The following is a 22,514-nucleotide window of genomic DNA, read 5'->3' as shown; positions in this document are numbered from 1 at the left end:
AGGTTCCGAACACTAGGTAGACAGAGATGGATGGAAAAAACACCGGTTACCGGTGCGGTGCTGCCATTCTTTAACAATCAGGCGCGGTGATATGGGCGATTTTTGGGTGTTCGGCTACGGTTCGCTGATCTGGCGGCCGGGTTTCGCTCATGTCGAGACACGACGCGCCCGTCTGAACGGCTATCGCCGCTCGCTCTGCGTCTATTCCTTCGTCCATCGCGGCACACGCCAGCGGCCCGGACTGGTGCTTGGCCTCGACCATGGCGGCTCCTGCGTCGGCCTCGCGTACCGCGTGCCTGGCGAATTGCGCGACGAGGTCATTGCCTATCTGCGCGAGCGCGAACTCGTCACCAGCGTCTATCTCGAGCGGACGCTCAAGGTTCGCCTCGACGGCGGTGGCGCGGTGGAAGCCGTGGCCTACATCGTCGACCGCAAGAACGAGCAATATGCGGGCGCGCTGGACGCGGCGGATGCGGCGGCCGTGGTGCGCGGCGCGGTCGGCCGATCCGGCGACAACGAGGCGCTTGAGATTCGCGACCACTGGCTGGAGGACGTGGCGCAGCGGATAGCGACTTTGTGAAGCCTGGCTCCGCGGAAAAGGTGGCCAGGCCTTTGACCTCGATGCGGCAAGACCTAGGTTAGGCTCCGAACCCAGCCAGCGGGCGGCATCCGCCCGGTCCCAATCATCACGGAGATCCGTCTTGCAGAAACGCCGTCTCGGTCGCACCGACCTTTCCATCGCGCCGCTGGTTCTGGGTGGCAATGTTTTCGGCTGGACCGCCGATGAGAAGACTTCTTTCGATCTGCTCGATCGCTTTGTAGGGGCTGGCCTCAATGCCATCGACACGGCCGACGCCTATTCGCGCTGGGTTCCCGGCAACAAGGGCGGTGAATCGGAAACCATCATCGGCAAATGGATGAAGGATCGTGGCAATCGCGACAAGGTCGTGGTGATCACCAAGGTCGGCTCGGACATGGGGCAGGGCCACAAGGACCTGTCGGCCGCCTATATCGAAAAGGCCGTCGATGTATCGCTGAAGCGGTTGCAGACCGAGTTCATCGACCTTTACCTGTCGCACTGGCCGGATCCGACCACGCCCTATGAGGAAACCCTCGGCGCCTATGAGAAACTGCTCGCCAAGGGCAAGATCCGCTATGCCGGCTGTTCCAACCTCGACGCCGGCCAGTTGCGCGCGGCACTTGACGTGGCAAGCCTGCGCGGCCTGCCGCGCTATGAGGTGCTGCAGCCGGAATACAATCTCTATGACCGCTCCTCCTTCGATGGCCCGCTGCGCGATCTCTGCGTGGCGGAGGATATCGGCGTCATCACCTATTTCAGCCTGGCCAAGGGATTTCTCAGCGGCAAGTATCGCAGCGAGGCCGATCTCGGCCAAAGCGAGCGCGGCGGCGGGGTAAAAGACTACCTCAATGCGCGTGGCATGCGCATCCTGGCGGCGCTGGACGCGGTGTCGGCGAGGCATTCGGCCAAACAGGCGGAAGTGGCGCTTGCGTGGGTTATCGCGCGGCCCGGCGTCACCGCGCCAATCGCCAGTGCGACCAAGCCTGAGCAGATGGACAGCCTGATCCGCGCGGCGTCGCTGAAGCTGTCCGCGGACGACATGGCCGAACTCGACAAAGCCAGCGCCTGAGGCTACCGCCGGCGCCGCACGCAGGAACGTCCAAGACGGTCCTCATCTGCTGCCATACCGTCCTTGGCAATGGGGCTCAGGGCGGAGGATCAGATGGCCGGACCGTTTGTCTCGCAGCCGGAGCTTTGGCGGCAATTGCTCACGCTGTTGTTGGCCGCCACTGTCGTCATGGGCAGCCCGGAACCGGCGACGATAAGCGTTACCACGGTGCTGGCGGTGTACAGCTCACGGCCCGTGGTCAGAAGGCTTCAGGCCTCCGCGCCGAGCTCCCGAAGCCGCTTCACCGCCGTTGGCGGCAGGACCGGCGGGTTGGATGCGCGGGATGCCTCGAGGAGAAGCTGGTCGCAGGCAGCCTCGGTCTCACCGATCAGCCGCGCCATGAACTCGTCCTTGCCCAGGCCAGGCGGTATAGGCCGCAGGAAGCGCGCCTTGACGGTGCCGGGATAGCGCAGGAACTTGCGGCGCGGCCAATAGAGGCCAGCGACATGGGCGACCGGCACGACCGGAACGCCAAGCTGCGAATAGATTTCGACGATGCCGTATTTGTAGGCCGGCTCGTCGCCCGGCGCCCGGCGCGTGCCCTCCGGATAGATGATTAGCTGGCGCGGGTTGCGCGCCATTTCTTCCTTGGTCGCCGCGACCACGGCCTTCAAGGCCTTGGAGCGGCTGCCACGATGCACCGGGATCATCCGCATCTTCAAGATGTACCAGCCGAAGAAGGGGATCCAGGTCAGCTCGCGCTTGAGGATGTAGAGCGGGTCCTGGAGGAAAGGAAAGAAGGCGATGGCGTCCCAGAACGACTGGTGCTTGGGCGCCAGGATGAAGGAACCCTCGGGCAGGTTTTCCTGCCCGGTGATGTCGTTTTTGGTGCCGGCGATCTTGTCATAGAGCCACATCGAGGTGCGCGACCAGAATTTCGGCACGAACCAGGCGCGGTGGCGGGGCGACAGGAAATAGTACGGGGTCCAGAGGATCATCTGGACGATCAGATTGACGTAGAAGACGAAATTGAAGGCCAGCGATCGGACATAGAGCATGGGGAGGGTCCGGTGAGGAAGTGTGCGTTGGTTACACCAAGCGCGGAGAAAAAGGAAACGGTGCGATACTGCCCCGTCCTACCAGGTCGCCTGCGCCAGGCGTTCCCTCAGGCGCGGGGCGGCGAAGTCGAGGAAGGCGCGCAGTTTCACCGGCAGCCGGCCCTGGCCCGCATGCACCAGGTTTACCGGCCAAGGCTCGGGTTCGAAATCCCCGAGCACGGGGCGCAGTGTTCCCGAGCGTGCGGCGGCGACGATCTGGTAGGAAAGCACCCGCGTCAGTCCGACACCGGCGATCGCCGCATCAATCGCCGCCTCGGCGGTGTTGACCCGGAGCCTTGATCGGACCGGCACGACACAATCAGCCTTGTCCACGGTGAAGGTCCAGGTGGCGAGCGAGCCAAGGCCCTCGAAGGTAATGCAGCTGTGCGTTTCGAGATCTCCGGGAGTTTCTGGAATGCCGCGTCCGGCCAGATAGGCAGGGCTTGCGCAGACAACGTGACCGATCGAACCGACCCTGATGGCGACCATGCGCGAATCCGGCAGCCTGCCGATACGGACGGCGAGGTCGATATGATCCTCGGCCAACTGGCTTATCCTGTCGCCGAGCGTCAGGCGGATATCCACCAGGGGATAGGCGGCGAGGAAGTCGGTGACGACCGGTAGCACGTGAAGACGGCCGAAGACGATTGGCGCGGTGATGATCAATTCCCCTGTCGGGGCGCTGTATTCGCCGCCGGCGGCGCGTTCGGCGTCGCCGACCTCGTCGAGGATGCGGCGGCAGGCAGCGAGATAGGCATGGCCAGCGTCGGTCAGTGTCAGCCGCCGCGTCGAGCGGTTCAACAGGCGTGTCTTCAGGTGCCGCTCCAGGTCGGAGACCTTGCGGCTGACTGTTGCCAGGGGAACGTCCGAACGGCGCGCGGCGGCGGAAAGGCTGCCGCCTTCCGCCGCCGCGACGAAAAGAGACATGGCTTCGAGGCGATCCATCATTTGTTCCAGAAAATGGAAGGGTTGATTGCAGATATGGCATCTACATCCGCAAGATGGAAGGCTGCATATAGTGGGGGCACACCTCAACCAGGAAATCTCCATGCCCCGCATCGCTACGCCTTCGTCTATCGCTGCCGCTCCCGCCGCCGCGCAGCCCATGCTGCAAGCGGTGGAAAGACAGCTTGGTGTCGTGCCGAACCTGTTTCGGATGGTCGCCAACAGTCCGGCGGCGTTGGATGGCTATCTCGGCATGATGGGAGCGCTTGCCAAGGGCCGGCTTCCGGCGCCGACGCGAGAGCGCATCGCGCTGGCGATCGCCGAAATCAATGGGTGCAACTACTGTCTGTGCGCGCACACCTATCTCGGCAAGACGCTAGCAAGCCTCGATGATGCCGAGATGATGGCCAATCGCCATGGCGGCTCCCTGGATCCCAAGGCAGCCGCGGCGGTGCGTTTTGCCGCCCGGATTGCGCAAAGCCGCGGACATGTCGCCCAGGACGATATCGCCGCTGTCAGGCTCGCGGGCTATGACGACGGAGAGATCATCGAGATTGTCCAGCATGTCGCCCTGAACGTCTGGACCAACTATATCAATGAGGTTGCCCAGACCGAGATCGATTTTCCGGTTGTTTCCGCCCGCGATGTTGCCTGAATCCGGATAGGAGCGGCGGTGCCCGCCGGTCCCCACCTTCATGCCGCAGAGGAATCCCATGTCTGAGAGCCGCCCGCCGCTTCCACCTTTCACCGCCGAGACGTCAGCCCAGAAAGCGCGCATGGCCGAGGATGCCTGGAACTCGCGCGATCCGGCGCGGGTGGCTCTCGCCTATACGGCGGACAGCCGCTGGCGCAACCGCGCCGAGTTCCTGCAGGGCCGCGATGCCATCCAGGCGTTCCTGACGCGCAAATGGAGCCGCGAGCTCGACTACCGGCTCATCAAGGAGGTCTGGGCCTTCCACGGCAACCGCATCGCCGTGCGCTTCGCCTATGAATGGCGCGACGACAGCGGCTCATGGTTCCGCAGCTACGGCAACGAGAACTGGGAGTTCGACGAGCACGGGCTGATGCGGCTACGCATCGCCAGCATCAACGACCTGCCGATCGCCGAAGCCGAGCGCAAATATCACTGGCCGCTCGGCCGGCGGCCGGACGACCATCCGACCTTGTCGGAGCTCGGTCTTTAGAAGCATTCCTGCAAGGAGGTTTCGATGAACGCACACGCTTTTACCAGCGATGTCGCCTTCACGCCGACGGTGAAGGCGATCCAGGCGCGCAAGGGCTCGCGCCAGTCCTACGCCCGCGTCGAGGAGCGCGGCGGCTGGCAGTCGGCGATCACACCGGACCTTGCCGCGTTCATCGAAATGCAGACCAGCATCTTCCTGTCGACGGCCAATGGCGATGGCCAGCCCTACATCCAGCACCGCGGCGGGCCTGCTGGCTTTCTCAAGGTACTCGACGAAAAGACGATCGGCTTCGCGGATTTCTCCGGCAACAAGCAATTCATCACGCAGGGCAATCTGGCCGACAATCCGAGGGCCTTCCTGTTCCTGATCGACTACATGATGCGCCAGCGCATCAAGATCTGGGGTACGGCGCGCGTTGTCGAGAACGATGCCGAGTTGACGGCGAGGCTGATGCCGCCGGACTACAAGGCGCGTCCCGAGCAGATCATCCTGTTCACCGTCTCGGCATGGGATGCCAATTGCCCGCAACATATACCGCAGCGCTTCGAGGCGGCTGATGTGGCAGCCGCGCTTGGCGAGCGCGACCGGCGCATCCAAGACCTTGAACGAGAGATCGCGCGCCTCAAGGGCGTTTCAGGGGCTGTCGCCAAGCAGTGACGCGGCTCAGCCGCCGGCGGCGGTCTCGGCCAGCGCGATTCCCTCGGGCGTCGGTTTCACCGGGATAAACCCGCGAGCCAGCGCCAGCAGATACTTGGTGTATTCGGTGAACAGCACGCGCACGGCCCGCGGCTTGGTCAGCCAACTGCCATTATCCAGGTTGGAATTGACCACCGGGTAGGGTTCGAGCTTGGCGCCATGCAGCAGCCGGCCCATCTCCAAAAGGCTGCGCGGCATGTGATAATTGTTGGTGACCAGGATCACCGTGCCATAGGCATGGTTTTCCACCCATTTGGCGCTTTCCTCGGCATTGCCGATCGTGTCGAGCGCGGCGCGATCGATGTCGACGCAGCAGGAAAACAGTTTCTTGTCGCCGCCGGTCGCCGCCTGAAGCTGGCGCCGGCTGGCCGAGGGGTGCACGCCGCTGATCAAGAGCCGCTCGCCCTTGCCGGATGCGAGCAGCTCCATCGCGGCGTCGAGGCGCGACTGGCCGCCGGTCAGCACGATGATGGCGTCGGCCTTGGCCGGGTTGGCGGGCGTGGTCAGATGACTGACCTTGCTGGCGAACCAGCCAAAGCCGCCAGCGAACACTGTTGCAAGCACAAGCAGGGAGAGAGCGGAGAAGCGAAGGGCGGTCCTTAGATGGCTAACCCTGCCAAGGCCGCGCCAACGGTCAACCACCACTGGCAGCTGTCCAGCCGTCCCGGTCGAGTCCCGCACATCCATGATCATGTAGTTAATCCTCAAATGCGGCCCTTGATAGGTAAAAGACGCACTTTGCGTTACGCGAATTCTCTATCCGTGATCGCCCTGTTTCCATCCAAGCCAGGACGAGGTCCTTTCATGCATCGGGCTGGCGAACGTCGATGTCGCTGAGATAGGCAACGACGGTGACGTGCGAGGTTGCCGCCGTCAGCGCGCCGATCACCAGCACCATCAGGACGACACCTGCGTAACCAGCCGAACCGATGGCGAAGTTACCGAACAAGGCGGTTGCCTGATCGGCCTGCGGGGTTGCCATGTTGCGTGACGACCACCAGGAGAAGACGATGAAGACGAGCACCGCCGCCGCCCCGCCGGCGGCCGCGCCCTTCATGCCGGTGACCAGGAAATGCCGGCGGAATTCGCGTGCGATGAAGCGCGCCTCGGCGCCGACGAAATGCAGCACCTCGATGATGTGGCCGTTGCCGTCCATGGCCCCACGGGTCGCGAACACCACGGTCAGCACCGTCGCCGACAGCATCAGGGCCAGAACGGCGACGCCTATGGTCACCGTGGTACGGGCCATGGCCACCAGCCGGTCGACCCAGGTGCGGTGGTCGTCGAGCGATGCACTCGGCAGTTTCGGCGTGATCGCGGCGCGCATGGCGGCGAAGTCCGGCGGGCTGCTCTCATCGATGGTGACGATGATGAGGCGCGGCACCGGCAGGTCGTCGATGTTGAGGCCCGAACCCAGCCAGGGCTCCAGCAGTCTCGCGGTCGCTTCGCGGTCGATGATCCGGGTGGCCTTCACGCCAGGGAACTCGCCAGCGATCCGCGAAGCCTGGGTAAGCGCCGCTTCCATGTCGAGGCCGTCGGCCGGCTTGATCTGGATCGTCGCCTCGCGCGAGATCTGGTTTTCCCAAACCGAGGCTGTGTCGCGCACCAGTGTCACCGCGCCGAAGGTCAGGCAGGACAGGAAAGTCATGATGGCGATGACCAGCACCAGCGCGCGGCCGGCAATGTTCTGAGCCGGCACGATCGGCGCCATCTTGCGTTGTGCGCGCGGCCTCGCCTCCACCGCCTCGCCATCCTGCTCCTCGAAATGGTCGGCCGACTGCTCAGTCATAGATATCAAGCCTTCCGCCGGCCAAGATCATGCGGCGCGCGTCGACCTGCTCCATCAGGCCCAGGTCGTGCGTGGCGATCACAACGGCGGTACCAAGCCGGTTGAGCTCGATGAACAGCCGCAGCAGCCGCCGCGCCAGCGGCGGATCGACATTGCCGGTCGGCTCGTCGGCGAGCAGGATCTCCGGCTGCTCGATCAGGGCGCGCGCGATCGCGGCACGCTGCTTCTCGCCGCCGGACAGGACCGGCGGCAGCACATGCATGCGCTCGCCGAGCCCCACCCATTTCAACAACTCGGTGACATCGGTGCGGTAGCTCGCTTCCTCGCGCCCGCGCACGCGCAGCGGCAGCGCGACATTCTCATAGGTGGTCATGTGGTCGAGCAGGCGAAAGTCCTGGAAGACCACGCCGATGCGGCGGCGCAGATGCGGCAGTTCGGTGCGTGAGATGCGCGAGCGGTCCTTGCCGAAGATGGTGATCAGTCCACGCGTCGGTTTCAGCGACATGAACAAAAGGCGCAGCAATGTCGTCTTGCCGGCACCCGAAGGACCGCTCAGGAACTGGAAGGAGCGCTCCGGTATGTGCAGGGAGATGTCGCGGAGGATTTCCGGACCCATGCCATAGCGGAGGCCGACATTTTCAAAGCGAATCAATTTCGACGACCTGAATTTCCTGGCCGCGGCGAACCGGCCTGTTTTGTGAAAAGACCATCGGCCGGCATGGTTAACCGGCGGTTAATTCCTGGCTCGTTTAGGCTCTTCAAGAGGGCTCCGGTGGGGAAGCGTTAACCATTTGTGTTTACGCAAAAGAAACGAAAAGCGAACATGCGCAATACTGGGGCCGTGATGGCTGACGAACGAACCGCGCGCCCGGTTTCCGGCGAAATCATGACCGATCCCGCGGCAGTTGCCGCGGTTGACCGGATCTTGCGCGCTCCGGCGGATGATATCATCGATGCGGATTATATGGTGTTGCCGCAGCCGGCCTCACCAGTCGAAAATGTTTCGCCGCTGCCGCGTGCGATTGTCACCCCGCCTATCGAAGGCATGGACATGCTGCGCAAGCCGGAAACGCCGGCGGAACGGCCGCCGGCCTCGCGCGGCGGTCCGATCTTCTGGATCGCCGGCATCGGTGCCGCCCTTGCTGCCTTCTGGGTCTCGGGCGGTCATGCGCTGGTGCGCCAGGCACCGCTCCTGCCCGGCGCGCAAGCGTCGGCGCTGACCATTTCAGGCGTGACGTCACGCGTCGACGCCTCCGGCGCCAATCCGGTGCTGTTCGTCGACGGCGAGGCCGCCAATGATGGGACGAGGCCGGCGACAATGCCGCCACTCGAAATCCGGGTGACGGGCAATGACGGGCGAACAACCCGCTATACGCTGGGGACATCTGGCCATTCGCTGGCATCGGGCGAAAGATTCGGCTTTGCCAGCCGGCTCGACGTGCCTAAGAACGGCGTAAGGACCGTTTTGGTCACCTTCGCCGAATAGCGTGTGTCGATATTCAGGTGAAGCCGGTCTGCAAACGGTGGTTCCCCGCGCTTCCGGTGCTCACGTACTTAAGTACGCTCCGCTCCGGTTCTCGGAAACCACCGCTTTCGGCTCGGCCTGACCTGAATCCCATCACACGCTCGGTGTGAAGGCGTTGGGAAAAAACTGGAGAGGGCGAGAAATGCCAAACGTGCGCGGCAAGGACATCGAAGTCCTGTTTTCGGCATCGGCGATCGCGCGGCGCAATCTCGAACTCGCCAAGGAGATCGCCGGGCACGATTATCACGATCTCTTGGTGATTTCGGTGCTGAAAGGCTCGTTCATCTTCGCCGCCGACCTGATCCGCGCCATGCATGATGTCGGCCTGTCGCCGGAAGTCGAGTTCATCTTCATCTCCAGTTATGGCGCCGGCACAACCAGCGGCGAGGTGAGGGTGCTGCGCGACATCGACAACGAGGTCGCCGGCCGCGACGTGCTGTTGATCGACGACATTCTGGAATCGGGCAAGACGCTAAGCTTCACGCGCGACCTGATGCTGTCGCGTGGCGCGAAAAGCTGTTCCATCACCGTGCTGCTCGACAAGCGCATGCGCCGCCAGACCGCGCTCAACGCCGATTACGTCGGCTTCGACTGCCCCGATTATTTCGTCGTCGGCTATGGCATGGATGTGGCGCATGCCTTCCGTGAATTGCCGTTCGTGGGTGTGGTGAAAGGCGACGTGTAAGGCGAGTGCCTCGCACCGGTGAATCCTGAAAAAGGCCTTAACGGTGGCAGGAAAATTAGTGTGGACGAACGCCGGGGTTTTCAGGAAAAGTCAACGTTTCGCCACCAAATATGCCGGCCATGGCAAAGCTTTTGATCGTCGAGGACGATGAGTCCGTCCGCACCCTCGCAGCCCGCGCGCTCGAACGCGCCGGCCACTCAATCGATATCGCCGCCGATGGCGCGCAGGGGCTTTCGCTGATCCGCGCCGCAAAAGGCGGTTACGATCTCGTCGTCTCCGACATACGCATGCCCGAGATGGACGGCATCGAGATGGCGGTTGCGGCAGCCGCGCTTTTTCCCGCGATGAAGATCATGCTGATGACCGGCTATGCCGACCAGCGCGAGCGCGCCGAGGAATTGAACGGCATCATCCTCGATGTCGTGCAAAAGCCCTTCACGCTGGCCGAGATCCGTTCTCGCGTCGAACGCGCGCTGATCTGCTTCGCCTGATCAGGCTGGATCCCTGGCGACAAGCGCCGGTGCCGGGCTGGCGCGGCGCTCGGTGTTGAGCGCCAGCAGGCCGGCGCCGATGATAAGCGCCGCGCCGATCACCGTTGCTGACCTGGGCACCTCGGCGAAGAACAGGAAACCCCACAGCGGCGACCACAGGATGCCGGTGTATTCGAAGGTGGCGACGCGGTTGGCCGGCGCCAGCCGGTAGCCTTGCGAGAGCAGGATCATGCCGGCTGCGGCGACGAAACCGCAGGCGGCCATCTTGAGGAAATCCGGCAGCGTCGGCCAGATCCATGGTCGCACCAGGAATTCGAGGCTCGGGTGGACAGCGTGGGTTATGCCCGCAATGTGAAACGTGCCGGCGACGACGGCCGCGCCGACGAGATAGGCGCCGTTCTGGTAGAAGGCCATGACAGTGGACGATTCGGTATCGCCGATCTTGCGAGCCATCAGCTGCGAGAAGGCGTAGAGCACGGCCGAGCCCAGCGACAGCAAGGCCGCCCAGTCGAACAGCCCTGCGCCGGGCCGCAGCATCACCAGGACGCCAAACATGCCGATCAGCACGGTTGACAGGGTCTGCCAGGAAACGCGCTCGCCGAGATAGGGGCCGGCCATCGCCATGATGCAGAGCGGCGCCATGAAATAAAGCGCCACGGCGTCGGCCAGCGGCAGGGCGGCGATGGCCAGGTAATAGACCGTGTAGGAGGTGAACTGGATGAAGGCGCGTATCGTCAGCAGGCCGAACCGTTTCGACAGGATTGCCCGCAGCCCGACATCGACGTGAACCAGAACGATCAGGATCGGCAAGGCTATGATCGAGCGGATCGCCATCACCTCGGTCACCGGGTAGCCGCTCGACACGGCTTTGACGAGCGGATCCTGCAGCGAGAAGACCAGCACGCCCAGGCACAGGCTCAGGATGCCGCCCACCATCCTATTCTGCATCCGTTCAGGCTCCCGCGCATCCGATCCGGCGACCCTCACCAGATCAAAAAGAACCCGCCACCGTTTTCGGGTAGCGGGCACGAGTGAGGACTCTTGATTGGTCCGCGGCCGATTTCGCGACTGCATTTCCAATGGGTGATGCGATTATCGTTCGGCGTTTGACATGTTGCAAACGAATTGGAATGATGCCAGCGATCAAATCCGCTTATGATGGATGCCATGCGGCCAACCCTCGACAGTGATCTCCTGCGTACCTTTGTCGCCATCGCCGAGGCTGGCAATTTCACGAGGGCCGCCGAGCAGGCCGGCCGCACGCAATCGGCCGTGTCGATGCAGATGAAGAAGCTCGAAGAGCTGGTCGGCGACAGCCTTTTCGAGCGAGGTTCACGCGGCGTCGCACTGACGCGGCGGGGCGGCGAACTCATCGTCAATGCCCGCCGTATCGTTTCGCTGCTCGACGAAACGGCGGCGTCGATGGCGGCGGCGCCGCTCGGTGGGCCGGTGCGCATCGGCATTCCGGAGGAATATGGCCATGCCATCCTGTCTCGCGCGCTCGGCGCATTTTCGAAGCGCCACACCAAGGTCGAGGTCACCGTGCGCTACGCGCATTCGGAGGCGCAGATCGCGGCGCTCGCCGCCGGCGAGCTGGATCTATGCGTGGTGTTCGAATGGCAGGACCCATCCGGCGGCGAAGTGCTGATGCACGATCCGACGGTCTGGGTGACGTCGAACCTGCATCACATGCATGAGGAGCGCCCGGTGCCGATCGCGCTCTACAACCGCGCCGGCTGGTGCAAGGACTTCGCCATCAAATCGCTGGAGCAGCGCGGCCTTGCCTATCGCGTCGCCTATACAAGCGATACCAATGGCGGCCTGAAGCTTGCCGTCACCTCAGGGTTGGCGATCGCGCCGATCTCACGCAGCAACATTCCGGCGGACTGCCGAGAGCTGACGTCCGCGGACGGGTTCGGCGACATCGATTCCTCCAATGTGGTGATGCATCGCAACCCGAATGCGTCAGGCGAAGCAATCGACGGCATGCAGGAGGCAATCCGCGAGGCGTTCGTCAACAGGTAGATCGGCTTCATGGAAATGAAGCTGGCCGCTCTCGCCGCTTCCTATTTCAGCTCCAGCAGCCGTTCCAGATAGCTGCGCTCGATGTCGGGGCTGAGCGCATTGCCGAGCCGCTTGCGGATCGCTTCCAGGATCTGGCGCGCGCGCTGCACGTCGATCTCGTCGGGCACTTTCACCGAATCGCCGAAATCGGGACCCTGGCTGGCGCGCGGCCGGCCGAGCGGGTCACGGTCGGCATCCTGCTGGCGGCCGCCTTCCTGGCTGCCGCCCTGGTCGCCCTGCATGGCCTGCATCTGTTTCATCATGTCCTTGGCGCCCTTGCGCAGCGCCTCGAGCGCCCGGCCCTGGTGGCCGACGGCCTCGTCGCCCTGGCCCTCGCCAAGCGCCTGCTCGGCGCTGCCCATGGACTTGCCGGCCTCGCCAAATCCTTCATTGGGCTCCATGCCCATGCCCTCCAGGCCTTTCTTCAGCTGCTCGAGATCGCTCTTCAGCTGGCCCTGGCCTTCCTGCAGCTGCTTCAGCGCATCGGCGAATTCCTGCGGCGTCATCGGCTTTGGCTCGCCATTCTCGCCGGGCTTGCCGTTTTCGCCCGATTGACCTTGCTCATCGTTCTGGCCAAGCTGCTCGTCGCGGTTGCGGCCGCGCTGGCGCTCGCCGCGCTGCATCTGATCCATGCGGAAGGTGTCGTTCATCATCTCCTGCTGGCGCCGCAGGATCTCGCCAAGCTTATCCATCTGCTGACGCATCTGGCTGTCCTGCTCGCCCCCCTGCTGCTGGCGACCGGCCTGGAGGTTGTTCATCATGTCTTGCAACTGAGACAGCAATTGCTGGGCCTTGTCGCGAGCGCCCGACTTCGCCAGATTTTCGATCTGGTCCATCATGCGGTCGATGTCGCTCTGGCGCAGCTCCTGGCCGTTCTGCTGCATCTGCGGCGCGTTCGGGTTCTGCTTGGCGCGTTCGGCGAATTCCTGCAGGAACTGGTTCATCGCCTCGCGAAGTTCCTTCATCGCCTTCTCGATCTCGGCATCGCTGGCGCCATTCTTGATGGCATCCTGCAGGGCCTGCTGGGCCTGGCGCAGCCGCTTTTCGGCGGCCGAGAGGTTGCCCTCCTCGATACCAAGCGCGATCTCCCAGAGGTAGGCAACCTCGCTGCGCAATTGATCGTCGTTCACCGCCAGCTTCAGCCGGCTCATCGCGCTCATGATGGCGAGGTAGTGGGACATGGTATCGAACGTGTCTTCGGGCCGCAGCGTGATGGCCTCCATCAGGTCGAGCACGCGCGGCTTGGCATTGGCGTCGAGCGCAAGCAGGCGGCGCTGTTCGATCAGCGCGCGTGCCAGCGGGTTGGCGAAGGGCCGTTCGGGCATCACGAGCGTCTTGGTTTCGCTTGAGGCGGTGTGGCCGGCGTCGTCGGTGGCGACCAGCGTCAGCTTGATGCTGCTGCCGGCCCAGACATGCTCGGTCAGGTCCTTCGTGGTCTTGGCGGCATTCGACTTGCCGCCGCGGCGCGGCAGTGTCAGCGGCATTTCGGGCGGACCGTAGAGCGGATGCGCACCCGGCGCCTGCGGGTCGGCCAGCGCGAAGGCCGCCTTGGCGGTGGCGGCGCCGTAGTCGTCGTCGATCTGATAGTTGAGCTCGAAGGCGCCGTTGGCGGCGCGCTTGGGCTCGCCGACGAAGCGGATCTGCGGCGGCTTGTCCGCGATCACGGCGAAAGCCCAGCGGCCAAGCTGATCCTCCCCCGATTTCAGCGTCATCGTCCCGTCGCCGGTCAGCTTGCTGGCGAACTGGCGCACCTTCGAGGCGGACGGCACCGCCGGGCTTGCTGCCGGTTTGGCGGCGGCTTGCGGGCTTGCGGGGTCGATGGCGCGCGCATTGCCGTCCTTGTCGGCATAGGCGAGCGTTTCCTCGCCCGAGCCTCCGGTAACGCGCAAGGAGACGTCGCTGCCCTCGGGGACATGAAAGGTCGGCGTCGCCTGGTTGGCGTCGGCCGTCAGGAAGATCGGAGGCTTGCCGGTATAGGCCGGCGGCGTCACCCATGCGTCGATGCGCGGCGGTACGGTGTCGAGCGTCCCATGTGCGCTGAACCCATCGCCCAGCCGGCCGCCGGTCGGCCCAAAGGAGAAGGCAAAGGCAGTGACCAGCAGGAGCGCCGCCACGGCGCGCAACCCCCACGGGTCGCGCTCCGGCACGCGCGTGCGCGGCAGATCGGCGCTGAGATTGTCGAGCTTTCCAGCCATTCGCTTCTGGTGCTCGCGCCAGAGCGCTTGCGAGAAACTGCTTTCCTGGCCGCTGGGCCGGTCGCTCTGCACCTGTACGGGGCTGTGCAGCAGTCTGTTGGCGGCTTCGATGCGGCGATCGATCTCGGCCGCGCCAGGGATGCGGAAAAAGCGCAGCGGATAAAGCGCCGCCAGACCTGCCAGGCAGAACATGGCGGTAAGGCCGATCCGCACCACGTCGGGCAGCCGGGGGAAAATACCGAACCAGGAGACGCTCAGGAACAGGCCGACGACGATAATGAGCGGAAGCAGCAGCGGCCAGCCACGCTCGATCGCCATCGAGATCCGCGTCGCCAGCCGGCTCAAGGCCAGGCGTCCGGCCAGGCCGCGATCGCTGCTGAAGATGGGTCGTTCGGTCATCGGCCCCTTCCTAGAGCCCTGTTCCGTCCAGAAGGACCGCAATGGGCTCAACCTCTTTGGGCATGATCTGTTCCGAAACTCGGATTCCACTTTTCGCGATCATGCGGCGAGGCGGGCGGGATAGCCCAAGCCTCACGACTCGAAGAATACCAGCAAACACGGCAAAGGCGAGGCAGTTTGAAAGAACGTGAAGCCTGCCGAAATGGTTGCAATCAGAAATTGGCGGGGTCTGCGTTGGCGCCACAGACCAGCACGGCGACCCGTTCGCCCGGTGTCGGCGCGTAACGGCCCGACAGGATCGCGGCGAAGGCGGCGGCACCACCCGGCTCCGAGATGATGCGCACGCGGTTCCAGAGCGCCTTCTGGGCGGCGATGATGTCGTCGTCGCTGACCAGGATGGAGCGTTCGACGAAGGCTTCGGCGATCGGGAACATCATCTCGCCGACGCGCTTCGGCGCCAGCGAATCGGCGGCGATGCCTTCCGCGGGCGCGTCAACCGGATGGCCGGCCTCGAAGGCGCGATGGAGGGTCGGCGCGCCCTCGGGCTCTACGGCGACGATGCGGATGCGGCCGGCATACCAGGCGGCGATCCCCCCGATCAGGCCGCCACCGCCGACGGCGACCAGCAGCGTGTCGATCTCAGGCAGATCGCTTTCGATTTCGAGCCCGAGCGTGCCCTGGCCGATCAGCGTCTCCTCCTGGTTGAAGGCGTGGATCCGCAAGGCGCCGGTTTCCCCCGCGAATCGTTCGCTGGCAGCCAGCGCCTCGGCATAGCGGGCGCCGCCGACAACGAGGTCGGCGCCATAGCCCCGGATGCGGTCCAGCTTGGCCTGCGGGCTCACTTCGGGAACGAAGATGGTCGCTCCGTGGCCAAGCCGCATGGCGGCGTAGGCGACGGCGGCGCCATGATTGCCGCCCGATGCGGCGACGACCCCGGCCTCGGGAACCGGCCGCTCCAACAGGTTGGTGAAAGCGCCGCGGGCTTTGAACGAGCCGGAATGCTGCAGGCATTCGAGCTTGAGGTCGACCGCCAAAGGCGGCAGGTCGAAGTCGGCCATGTCGACGCGCAGAACCGGTGTATGCCTGATATAGGGGCGGATGCGCGGTTCCATCGCGGCGATGCGTGCGCGTGTGACGACGTTGCCCTGCGACATCAAAATCTCCTTGGGATTGACAGCAATTAGTAACTTGGCAAAATGACTAAATGCAAGAGGTTGATATCTTCAAGGCGATCGCCAACGAGCGCAGACTGCAGGTTCTCGACTGGCTCAAGGATCCACGTGCGCATTTCCGGGCACAGGCGGATGGCGATCTGGTCGAGGACGGCGTCTGCGCTCTGCTGATCGCCGAGAAGCTCGGCATCACTCAGGCGACGCTTTCCGAGCATATGCGCGTGCTCATCCAGGCCGGCCTGCTCAGAACCAAGCGCATCAAGCAATGGACCTTCTACCGCCGTGACGAGGACAGGATCGCCGACGCAAGGGCACTCATCCAGAACCGGTTATAGCGTCGCGGCAGGGCGGCTTACGCAAGCCAGTCCGGCACCGAATCCAGCCCGATCAGCTCGTCATAGGTCAGGCGCGGACGCACGACATGGAAACGGTCGCCGTCGACCAGCACCTCCGGCACCAGCAGGCGGGTGTTGTAGGTGCCGGCCTGGACCGCGCCATAGGCGCCGGCGGTGGAAACGGCGACGAGGTCGCCCGCCATCATCCGGGGCAGGTCGCGGTCGAGGCCGAGATAATCGCCGGTCTCGCAGACTTGGCCGACCACATCGACCATCATGCGCGGCGCGTCGGCCGGCGGCTGCACGACCGGCTTGATCTCATGGAAGGCATCGTAGAGCGTCGGCCGGATCAAGTCATTCATGGCCGCGTCGACTACGAGGAAATTCTTGGCGTCGCCTTCCTTCACGAAAATCACTTCCGACACCAGGATGCCGGCATTGCCAACGATCAGCCGACCCGGCTCGAACATGACCTTCAGACCCAATTTGGTGACGTGCTTGCGGACGATCTGGGCATAGGCGTCGGGCAAGGGAGGCGGATTGTTGTCGATGCGGTAGGGAATCCCGAGGCCGCCGCCGAGGTCGACATGCTCGATGGCGTGGCCGTCGCCGCGCAGCGCACCGACCAGGTCGACCAGCAGGGCGAAGGCGTCGTCGAAGGGCTGCAACTCGGTGATCTGGCTGCCGATATGGGTATCGATGCCGGTGATCCGGATGCCCGGAAGCGTTGCCGCGCGGGCGTAGACCTGGCGCGCCCGCTGGCAGGGAATGCCGAACTTGTTCTCGGCCTTGCCGGTTGAGATTTTCTTGTGGGTCTTGGCGTCGACATCGGGATTGATTCGCAGCGAGATCGGCGCCACCTTGCCGAGCGCCACGGCACGTGCCGACAACAGCTCGAGTTCCGGCTCGGATTCGACGTTGAAGCAGAGAATGCCGGCTTCGAGCGCAAAGTCCATTTCGCGCGCGGTCTTGCCGACGCCGGAGAACAGGATCTTGCCGGCCGGTACGCCGGCGGCCAGAGCCCGGCGCAATTCGCCTTCCGAGACCACGTCGGCACCGGCGCCCAGCTTGGCCAAGGTCCGCAGCACCGCCTGGTTGGAATTGGCCTTCATGGCGTAGCAGACCAGCGTATCGAGCCCGGCAAAGGCCTGGACGAAGACACGGTAGTGCCTGGTCAGGGTCGCCGTCGAATAGCAGTAGAACGGCGTGCCGACCTGTGCGGCAATATCAGGGATCGCCACGTCCTCGGCATGCAGCACGCCGTCGCGGTAGTCGAAATGGTTCACGAGAGTGGTTCCGGAAGTTGAGGCACGATGCGATCGGGTTTGGAAAGACCAATCCCGCCTTCATCGAAGCTAGATCAGCGGGTCGAGAATGAACTTCTTGTCCACGACCGGTTTTTCCGGTTCCGGCGGCACGGGCTGGTGGGCCTTCTCGGCATCCTTGCGTGCCTGGACAGCCGCCTCGTAGGGCGTGTCGAGGCCCGCCTTGCGGCCGCAGGCGGTCACGAAGGCAAGCGCCGCAAGCAGCGTCAGCGTCACCAAAATCCTGCTTCCGGTCATCGATCCATCCGTCCGAAACTCTCTGTCCGCCGCTGCTTTTAGCCGAGTTCTGGTTGCATTGCACCCCGGATATTGCTGATCGCGAAATCGGGGTTACGCTTTGGCGAGACGCCTTTTCCAATAGCGGATCTGCTTTCTCACTTCCGACGGTGCGGTGCCGCCGAAGCTGGTGCGGCTCTTGACCGAGCTCTGCACCGCCAGCACCGAAAATATGTCGGAAGTGATGCCCGGGTTGATCGATCGCAGATCCTCCAGCGAAAGTTTTTCCAGGCTGACCTTCTTGTCTTCGGCCAGCGCCACCGCGCGGCCGGTGACATGATGGGCCTCGCGGAACGGTAGGCCCAAAGTGCGCACCAGCCAGTCGGCGAGATCGGTGGCGGTGGCATGGCCGGAGCCGGCGGCCTTCTTCATCGCGGCGGCATTGACCGTCATGTCCGCAACCATGCCGGTCATCGCGGCCAGCATCAGGTCGAGCGTCTCGGCCGCGTCGAACACCGATTCCTTGTCTTCCTGCATGTCCTTGCCGTAGGTCAAAGGCATGCCCTTCATCACCGTTAGCAGGCCGACCAGATGGCCGTTGACGCGGCCTGTCTTGCCGCGAACCAGTTCGGCGGCGTCGGGGTTCTTCTTCTGCGGCATGATCGAGGAGCCGGTGGAAAAACTATCCGACAGCCTGATGAAGCCGAATTGCGGCGTCGACCAGATGATGATCTCCTCGGCCAGCCGCGACAGATGGGTGGCGCAGATCGCCGCCATGGCAAGGAACTCCAGCGCGAAATCGCGGTCCGAGACGCTGTCTAGCGAATTGCGCATCGGCTCGCGGAAACCGAGCGCGCTCGCGGTCTGGTGGCGGTCGATCGGGAAGCTGGTGCCGGCAAGGGCGGCGGCACCGAGCGGGCTCTCGTCCATCCGTTCGATCGCGTCGCGCACGCGCGACAGGTCGCGCGAAAACATCTCGACATAGGCCATGCAATGATGGCCGAAAGTGACCGGCTGCGCCGCCTGCATGTGGGTGAAACCCGGCATGACGGTCGCCGCATGTTCCTCGGCTCGCGCCAGGAGGGCCATGATCAAGCCTTTCAACGCCTCGGCGACACGAAAGCATTCGTCCTTGACCCAGAGCCTCAGATCGACGGCCACCTGGTCGTTGCGCGAACGGGCGGTGTGCAGGCGGCCGGCCGCCGGACCGATCAGATCGGCAAGGCGGGCCTCGACATTCATGTGGATGTCTTCCAGCCGCGCCGAAAACTCGAAGCTGCCGGCTTCGATCTCTTTCAGGATCGTGTTCAGACCGTGAGCGATTTTTTCTTGATCGGCCGCCGAAATAATGCCCGTTTGCGCCAGCATCTCGCTATGGGCGATCGAGCCTCTTATGTCCTGCGCGTAGAGTTTGCGGTCGAACGAGATCGACGCGTTGATCGCTTCCATGATCGCGGCCGGACCCGAGGCAAATCGTCCGCCCCACATCTGGTTGCTGGTCTTCTTGTCGCTCATGGCTATAACCCGTGCTTCGGAGCAGTTTTGAGAAAATGGCAGACGGAAACAGATTTTTCCCGGCCCCGCGCCTGATCCTCGCCGCCCTGGTGGCGGGAGCGCTGGCCGGCGCGGTCGGGGTATATGTCAGCGGGAGCCGGTCTGGCAACAACGCCGCGCCCCAAGCAGCCGCAGGCGACAGCAAGGACGATGTCGCCTGCGCCGCCAAGAGCGATCGCGCCAAGAAGGTCGCGGCCGCGGCCACCGGCGAGGTCGCGGCACTTTTGCCGGCCGATCCGCCGCAGTCGATGAGGAGCCTCGCCTTCAACGGTCCGGACGGCAAGCCGATGACGATCGCCGATCATGCCGGCAAGACGGTGCTGCTCAATCTCTGGGCCACGTGGTGCGCGCCCTGCCGTGCCGAAATGCCGGCGCTCGATGCGCTGCAAAAGGAGAAAGGCAGCGCCGCCTTTCAGGTCGTCGCCGTCAACGTCGATGCCGGCGACGACGTGAAACCGAAGAAGTTTCTCGCCGATACCGGTGTGCACACGCTCGGCTACTACCGCGATTCGACGATGACGCTGTTCAACGACCTCAAGACGCGCGGTCTGGCGCTCGGCCTGCCCGTCACCATGCTGATCGACGGCGAAGGCTGCCTGATCGCCCACATGAACGGTCCGGCCGAATGGGCCGGGCCCGATGCAAAGCGGCTGGTCGAGACGGCGCTCGGGTCGTGAGCCGGAGCAACTCCAGGAAAAGTGTGTAACGGTTTTCCGTCCGGAATTGCGTAAAAACAAGGAGCTCTAGGCCGAGCGTACGCTCGGTTTGAGCAATACGAGGCTGCCATCCTGGCGGTCGGCGCCTCGCGCCCGAACACGCTTGCCGTGGCCGGTCAGGTCCCCGAACGCCTCGATCGGCGCCGGCTTGCCGAGATAATAGCCCTGGCCGATCTCACAGGCCTCGGCGTCGAGGAACTTCAACTCGCCGAGCGTCTCGACGCCCTCCGCCAGCACCGGCAGGCCCAGGCCGCGCCCCAGCCCGAGCACGGCGCGCACGATCGCCGCAACCTGGCCGTTGGTGTCGACGGACTTGATGAAGGAACCGTCGATCTTGATCTTGTCGAAAGGGAAGGCGCGAAGGTTGGAGAGGGAGGAATAGCCGGTTCCGAAATCATCCATGGCCACGCGCACGCCAAGCGCCTTGACCTGTCGCAAACTCGCCAGCGCGCGCGGCATGTCCTTCACCAGCGCCGTCTCGGTGATTTCGAGTTCCAGCCTGGCCGCCGCGAGACCGGACTTGAGCAAGGTCTCGTGCACCTTTCGACTGAAGTTCGGATTGTGCAACTGCACCGCGGAGACGTTGACGGCCACCGTCAGGGGATTTTCCCAACGGGCGGCCTCCTGGCACGCTGCCGTCAGCACCCAATCTCCGATCTGGCCGATGGCGCCGCTGTCCTCCGCCAGGGGAATGAATATGGACGGGGGAACATCGCCGCGTTCGGGATGCCGCCAACGGATCAAGGCTTCGAAGCCGACCATCCTGCCGCTGCTGATCTCTTTCTGCGGCTGGTAGACGAGATAGAATTCGTCGCGCGCGACTGCCTGGCGCAGTTCGTGCTCCATGACGCGCTTGTCGCGAGCCTCGGCGCCCATCGACGCCTCGAAATAGCGATAGGTGTCCCTGCCTTCGGTCTTGGCGCGATAGAGCGCGGTATCCGCATGACTGATGAGGCTGGCTTGGTCTTCCGCGTCCAGCGGATAGAGCGCGATGCCGATGCTCCCCGATACCAGCCCGCCACCCGCCGAGAGCCGGTTCTCCTCGCGCATCGCGGCGAGCACCGCGTCGGCTATCCGGCTCGCCGCCTGCGGGTCGGGCAGGTTGGGGGCGATGATGGCGAATTCGTCGCCTCCAAGGCGCGCCAGCATCTGTCCGTGGCGAAGAACGCCGGAGACGCAATTCGCCACCTTCTGAAGCATCGCGTCGCCGGCGCCATGCCCATAAAGATCGTTCACTTCCTTGAAGCGATCGAGGTCGAGCAGCAGAAGCGCAAGATGTCCGCCCCTCGCGCCCTTGCCGGGTTTTGCGTCTCGGCTCGTGGTCGCGATTTCGGTATCAAGCCGGCTGGAAAAGCTACGGCGGTTGGCGAGCCCCGTCAGCGGATCGAAATGAGCGAGGCGAAGGATTTCCTGCTCCGCCTTCTTGCGTTCGCGAATGTCGCGGACGGCCACGACATTGTGGGGCTTGCCGCAATAGTCGATGCTTCTGGCGATCAGTTCGACAGGGATTCTCATCCCGTCGCGATTGCTCAGTTCCGCCTCCCACGGCTGTCCCTGGAAGTTGATCAGGTCGGATGCGGTGCGCTCATCAAAGAGGTCGCCAAGTTCCCTTCCGTTCAGTGTCGTTGCGACCATGCCGGTCAGCCTGGCCATGCTGTCGTTGACACTGACGATGCGATTGCCGTCGCAAACGATCAGGCCTTCCACCGCGGCGTTGGCCAAGCCGTGCATGCGGTCGACCTCAAGCTTTTGGCGGCGGAAGCGCAGGTCGATCCACAGCGCGGAGGCCGAAAGCACCAGGATCACCAGAGTGGCCGCAGCGGCGGCGAAGGCCTGCGAGGTCGGTGCGACGGTGTGTTCGGATATGGCTATCGAGGAATCCGGGAAGATCGAGACGGCAGCCATGGCTATGAAGTGCAGGCCGCAGATTGCCAGCGTCAGCAAGACCGCACCGGCAAGTGTCGCAGGCATCGACGAGCCACGCAGGACGACGCGCAAAGCCAGCGCCGCGAGCGTCACGCCGACCAGCAAGGAGACGGCGACGAGGAGCAGGTTCCATTCGATCCGGCCCTCGACCTCGAATGCCGCCATGCCGATGTAGTGCATGGCCGCGATACCGCCGCCCAGAACGGCACCGCCGACCAGATGATAATCAAGCTCGTCGCGCAAGGTGGCGACCCACATGCCAACCGCCGTCACCGCCACCGCACCAGCGAGCGAGAGTACTGAAAGTCCGGGATCATAGGCGTTGGGTATTCCCGGCGTGAAGGCAAGCATGGCGATGAAGTGCGTGGCCCAAATGCCGAAGCCGGTCGAGGTGGAGGCGATCGTCAGCCAGGCAAGCCGATTTCGATCCGTCGAGCGGCCTATGTGATGAAGAAGATTGACGGCTGAAAAACAGGAAATTCCACAAATCAGCGCTGCCAGAGCAACCAGCCTCAGATCGTGCTGGTTCACGATGCAATTATAGATCGTCAGCATCTTATTCCCCCTAGCCC

The 22,514-nt window shown here is 64.0% G+C and carries 23 protein-coding genes; 11 read left to right on the top strand and 12 right to left on the bottom strand.

Going from position 1 to position 22,514, the window contains the following annotated elements; translation table 11 throughout:
* Positions 1 to 91 precede the first annotated feature (91 nt).
* Both AC3CB8_RS00480 and AC3CB8_RS00475 read left to right on the top strand, forming a co-directional pair.
* Positions 92 to 580, top strand: coding sequence for a gamma-glutamylcyclotransferase (locus AC3CB8_RS00480; RefSeq protein WP_352565764.1), 489 nt, complete (start codon positions 92 to 94; stop codon positions 578 to 580).
* A 121-nt stretch (positions 581 to 701) separates the two neighbouring features.
* The gene (locus tag AC3CB8_RS00475; RefSeq protein WP_352565762.1) at positions 702 to 1,649 is read left to right on the top strand and encodes an aldo/keto reductase; all 948 of its coding nucleotides are present in this window, start codon (positions 702 to 704) and stop codon (positions 1,647 to 1,649) included.
* A gap of 248 nt (positions 1,650 to 1,897) precedes the next feature.
* Here the strand turns inward: AC3CB8_RS00475 and AC3CB8_RS00470 are convergent, their stop codons facing one another.
* Positions 1,898 to 2,686, bottom strand: coding sequence for a lysophospholipid acyltransferase family protein (locus AC3CB8_RS00470; protein WP_023783575.1), 789 nt, complete (start codon positions 2,684 to 2,686; stop codon positions 1,898 to 1,900).
* Positions 2,687 to 2,764: 78 nt separating this feature from the next.
* Positions 2,765 to 3,670, bottom strand: a complete 906-nt coding sequence (locus AC3CB8_RS00465; protein ID WP_023795030.1) for a LysR family transcriptional regulator — start codon at positions 3,668 to 3,670, stop codon at positions 2,765 to 2,767.
* Positions 3,671 to 3,773: 103 nt separating this feature from the next.
* Here AC3CB8_RS00465 and AC3CB8_RS00460 point away from each other — a divergent pair, with 103 nt between their 5' ends.
* The 3 genes from AC3CB8_RS00460 to AC3CB8_RS00450 are packed head-to-tail and all read left to right on the top strand — an operon-like array spanning position 3,774 to position 5,511.
* The gene (locus AC3CB8_RS00460) at positions 3,774 to 4,325 is read left to right on the top strand and encodes a carboxymuconolactone decarboxylase family protein (protein WP_352566120.1); all 552 of its coding nucleotides are present in this window, start codon (positions 3,774 to 3,776) and stop codon (positions 4,323 to 4,325) included.
* Between the two features lie 58 nt (positions 4,326 to 4,383).
* Entirely contained in the window at positions 4,384 to 4,854 is a 471-nt protein-coding gene (locus tag AC3CB8_RS00455) for a nuclear transport factor 2 family protein (protein WP_023770795.1), read from the top strand.
* A 24-nt stretch (positions 4,855 to 4,878) separates the two neighbouring features.
* Positions 4,879 to 5,511: a pyridoxamine 5'-phosphate oxidase family protein gene (locus AC3CB8_RS00450; RefSeq protein ID WP_352566118.1), complete on the top strand. Its 633-nt coding sequence runs from the start codon at positions 4,879 to 4,881 to the stop codon at positions 5,509 to 5,511.
* A 6-nt stretch (positions 5,512 to 5,517) separates the two neighbouring features.
* On the opposite strand, the gene AC3CB8_RS00445 is transcribed toward AC3CB8_RS00450, so the two are convergent.
* The 3 genes from AC3CB8_RS00445 to ftsE all read right to left on the bottom strand — a co-directional run bounded on the left by AC3CB8_RS00445 (position 5,518) and on the right by ftsE (position 7,991).
* Complete coding sequence (locus AC3CB8_RS00445) at positions 5,518 to 6,243, bottom strand: YdcF family protein (protein WP_023770794.1); 726 nt, start codon at positions 6,241 to 6,243, stop codon at positions 5,518 to 5,520.
* A gap of 109 nt (positions 6,244 to 6,352) precedes the next feature.
* Positions 6,353 to 7,339: a cell division protein FtsX gene (locus tag AC3CB8_RS00440; RefSeq protein WP_023770793.1), complete on the bottom strand. Its 987-nt coding sequence runs from the start codon at positions 7,337 to 7,339 to the stop codon at positions 6,353 to 6,355.
* Positions 7,332 to 7,991, bottom strand: coding sequence for a cell division ATP-binding protein FtsE (gene ftsE / locus AC3CB8_RS00435; RefSeq protein WP_010911739.1), 660 nt, complete (start codon positions 7,989 to 7,991; stop codon positions 7,332 to 7,334). Before ftsE ends, AC3CB8_RS00440 begins: the two co-directional genes overlap by 8 nt.
* Positions 7,992 to 8,180: 189 nt before the next feature.
* Here ftsE and AC3CB8_RS00430 point away from each other — a divergent pair, with 189 nt between their 5' ends.
* From AC3CB8_RS00430 to AC3CB8_RS00420, 3 genes are all read left to right on the top strand, one after another.
* Positions 8,181 to 8,825, top strand: coding sequence for a hypothetical protein (locus AC3CB8_RS00430; protein ID WP_352566125.1), 645 nt, complete (start codon positions 8,181 to 8,183; stop codon positions 8,823 to 8,825).
* Between the two features lie 181 nt (positions 8,826 to 9,006).
* Complete coding sequence (hpt, locus tag AC3CB8_RS00425) at positions 9,007 to 9,549, top strand: hypoxanthine phosphoribosyltransferase (protein WP_023770790.1); 543 nt, start codon at positions 9,007 to 9,009, stop codon at positions 9,547 to 9,549.
* A gap of 119 nt (positions 9,550 to 9,668) precedes the next feature.
* Positions 9,669 to 10,040, top strand: a complete 372-nt coding sequence (locus AC3CB8_RS00420) for a response regulator (protein WP_023770789.1) — start codon at positions 9,669 to 9,671, stop codon at positions 10,038 to 10,040.
* Here AC3CB8_RS00420 and AC3CB8_RS00415 read toward each other — a convergent pair whose 3' ends face one another.
* On the bottom strand, positions 10,041 to 10,988 hold the full coding sequence (locus tag AC3CB8_RS00415) for a DMT family transporter (protein WP_023770788.1): 948 nt from the start codon (positions 10,986 to 10,988) through the stop codon (positions 10,041 to 10,043). It abuts the gene before it with no gap.
* A 219-nt stretch (positions 10,989 to 11,207) separates the two neighbouring features.
* Here AC3CB8_RS00415 and AC3CB8_RS00410 point away from each other — a divergent pair, with 219 nt between their 5' ends.
* Positions 11,208 to 12,065, top strand: coding sequence for a LysR family transcriptional regulator (locus AC3CB8_RS00410; RefSeq protein ID WP_015315538.1), 858 nt, complete (start codon positions 11,208 to 11,210; stop codon positions 12,063 to 12,065).
* Between the two features lie 41 nt (positions 12,066 to 12,106).
* On the opposite strand, the gene AC3CB8_RS00405 is transcribed toward AC3CB8_RS00410, so the two are convergent.
* Both AC3CB8_RS00405 and AC3CB8_RS00400 read right to left on the bottom strand, forming a co-directional pair.
* Positions 12,107 to 14,698, bottom strand: coding sequence for a TIGR02302 family protein (locus tag AC3CB8_RS00405; protein WP_352566114.1), 2,592 nt, complete (start codon positions 14,696 to 14,698; stop codon positions 12,107 to 12,109).
* Positions 14,699 to 14,910: 212 nt separating this feature from the next.
* The gene (locus tag AC3CB8_RS00400) at positions 14,911 to 15,852 is read right to left on the bottom strand and encodes a threonine/serine dehydratase (protein ID WP_023770785.1); all 942 of its coding nucleotides are present in this window, start codon (positions 15,850 to 15,852) and stop codon (positions 14,911 to 14,913) included.
* Between the two features lie 50 nt (positions 15,853 to 15,902).
* Between AC3CB8_RS00400 and AC3CB8_RS00395 the strand changes: the two genes are divergently transcribed.
* Complete coding sequence (locus tag AC3CB8_RS00395; RefSeq protein ID WP_023770784.1) at positions 15,903 to 16,205, top strand: ArsR/SmtB family transcription factor; 303 nt, start codon at positions 15,903 to 15,905, stop codon at positions 16,203 to 16,205.
* 17 nt (positions 16,206 to 16,222) lie between these two features.
* Here the strand turns inward: AC3CB8_RS00395 and lysA are convergent, their stop codons facing one another.
* The 3 genes from lysA to argH all read right to left on the bottom strand — a co-directional run bounded on the left by lysA (position 16,223) and on the right by argH (position 19,261).
* The gene (lysA, locus tag AC3CB8_RS00390; protein WP_352596650.1) at positions 16,223 to 17,491 is read right to left on the bottom strand and encodes a diaminopimelate decarboxylase; all 1,269 of its coding nucleotides are present in this window, start codon (positions 17,489 to 17,491) and stop codon (positions 16,223 to 16,225) included.
* 69 nt (positions 17,492 to 17,560) lie between these two features.
* A complete protein-coding gene (locus AC3CB8_RS00385; RefSeq protein ID WP_023770782.1) occupies positions 17,561 to 17,767 on the bottom strand; it encodes a lipoprotein in 207 nt (68 codons plus the stop codon).
* A gap of 93 nt (positions 17,768 to 17,860) precedes the next feature.
* Entirely contained in the window at positions 17,861 to 19,261 is a 1,401-nt protein-coding gene (gene argH / locus AC3CB8_RS00380) for an argininosuccinate lyase (protein ID WP_352566111.1), read from the bottom strand.
* Between the two features lie 35 nt (positions 19,262 to 19,296).
* On the opposite strand from argH, the gene tlpA reads away from it, so the two are divergent.
* Entirely contained in the window at positions 19,297 to 19,977 is a 681-nt protein-coding gene (gene tlpA / locus AC3CB8_RS00375) for a thiol:disulfide interchange protein TlpA (protein ID WP_352566109.1), read from the top strand.
* Between the two features lie 66 nt (positions 19,978 to 20,043).
* Here the strand turns inward: tlpA and AC3CB8_RS00370 are convergent, their stop codons facing one another.
* A complete protein-coding gene (locus AC3CB8_RS00370; RefSeq protein ID WP_352566107.1) occupies positions 20,044 to 22,497 on the bottom strand; it encodes an EAL domain-containing protein in 2,454 nt (817 codons plus the stop codon).
* Positions 22,498 to 22,514 lie beyond the last annotated feature (17 nt).

This window comes from Mesorhizobium sp. P160927, from assembly GCF_057766385.1.
This window is presented reverse-complemented; position numbering and strand designations above follow the sequence as displayed.

Coding starts and splice junctions, on each gene's coding strand:
- AC3CB8_RS00480 (WP_352565764.1), top strand. CDS start 92: ATGGGCGATTTTTGGGTGTTCGGCTACGGTTCGCTGATCTGGCGGCCG.
- AC3CB8_RS00470 (WP_023783575.1), bottom strand. CDS start 2,686: ATGCTCTATGTCCGATCGCTGGCCTTCAATTTCGTCTTCTACGTCAAT.
- AC3CB8_RS00465 (WP_023795030.1), bottom strand. CDS start 3,670: ATGGATCGCCTCGAAGCCATGTCTCTTTTCGTCGCGGCGGCGGAAGGC.
- AC3CB8_RS00460 (WP_352566120.1), top strand. CDS start 3,774: ATGCCCCGCATCGCTACGCCTTCGTCTATCGCTGCCGCTCCCGCCGCC.
- AC3CB8_RS00455 (WP_023770795.1), top strand. CDS start 4,384: ATGTCTGAGAGCCGCCCGCCGCTTCCACCTTTCACCGCCGAGACGTCA.
- AC3CB8_RS00450 (WP_352566118.1), top strand. CDS start 4,879: ATGAACGCACACGCTTTTACCAGCGATGTCGCCTTCACGCCGACGGTG.
- AC3CB8_RS00445 (WP_023770794.1), bottom strand. CDS start 6,243: ATGATCATGGATGTGCGGGACTCGACCGGGACGGCTGGACAGCTGCCA.
- AC3CB8_RS00440 (WP_023770793.1), bottom strand. CDS start 7,339: ATGACTGAGCAGTCGGCCGACCATTTCGAGGAGCAGGATGGCGAGGCG.
- hpt (WP_023770790.1), top strand. CDS start 9,007: ATGCCAAACGTGCGCGGCAAGGACATCGAAGTCCTGTTTTCGGCATCG.
- AC3CB8_RS00420 (WP_023770789.1), top strand. CDS start 9,669: ATGGCAAAGCTTTTGATCGTCGAGGACGATGAGTCCGTCCGCACCCTC.
- AC3CB8_RS00415 (WP_023770788.1), bottom strand. CDS start 10,988: ATGCAGAATAGGATGGTGGGCGGCATCCTGAGCCTGTGCCTGGGCGTG.
- AC3CB8_RS00410 (WP_015315538.1), top strand. CDS start 11,208: ATGCGGCCAACCCTCGACAGTGATCTCCTGCGTACCTTTGTCGCCATC.
- AC3CB8_RS00405 (WP_352566114.1), bottom strand. CDS start 14,698: ATGACCGAACGACCCATCTTCAGCAGCGATCGCGGCCTGGCCGGACGC.
- AC3CB8_RS00400 (WP_023770785.1), bottom strand. CDS start 15,852: ATGTCGCAGGGCAACGTCGTCACACGCGCACGCATCGCCGCGATGGAA.
- AC3CB8_RS00395 (WP_023770784.1), top strand. CDS start 15,903: ATGCAAGAGGTTGATATCTTCAAGGCGATCGCCAACGAGCGCAGACTG.
- AC3CB8_RS00385 (WP_023770782.1), bottom strand. CDS start 17,767: ATGACCGGAAGCAGGATTTTGGTGACGCTGACGCTGCTTGCGGCGCTT.
- argH (WP_352566111.1), bottom strand. CDS start 19,261: ATGAGCGACAAGAAGACCAGCAACCAGATGTGGGGCGGACGATTTGCC.
- tlpA (WP_352566109.1), top strand. CDS start 19,297: ATGGCAGACGGAAACAGATTTTTCCCGGCCCCGCGCCTGATCCTCGCC.
- AC3CB8_RS00370 (WP_352566107.1), bottom strand. CDS start 22,497: ATGCTGACGATCTATAATTGCATCGTGAACCAGCACGATCTGAGGCTG.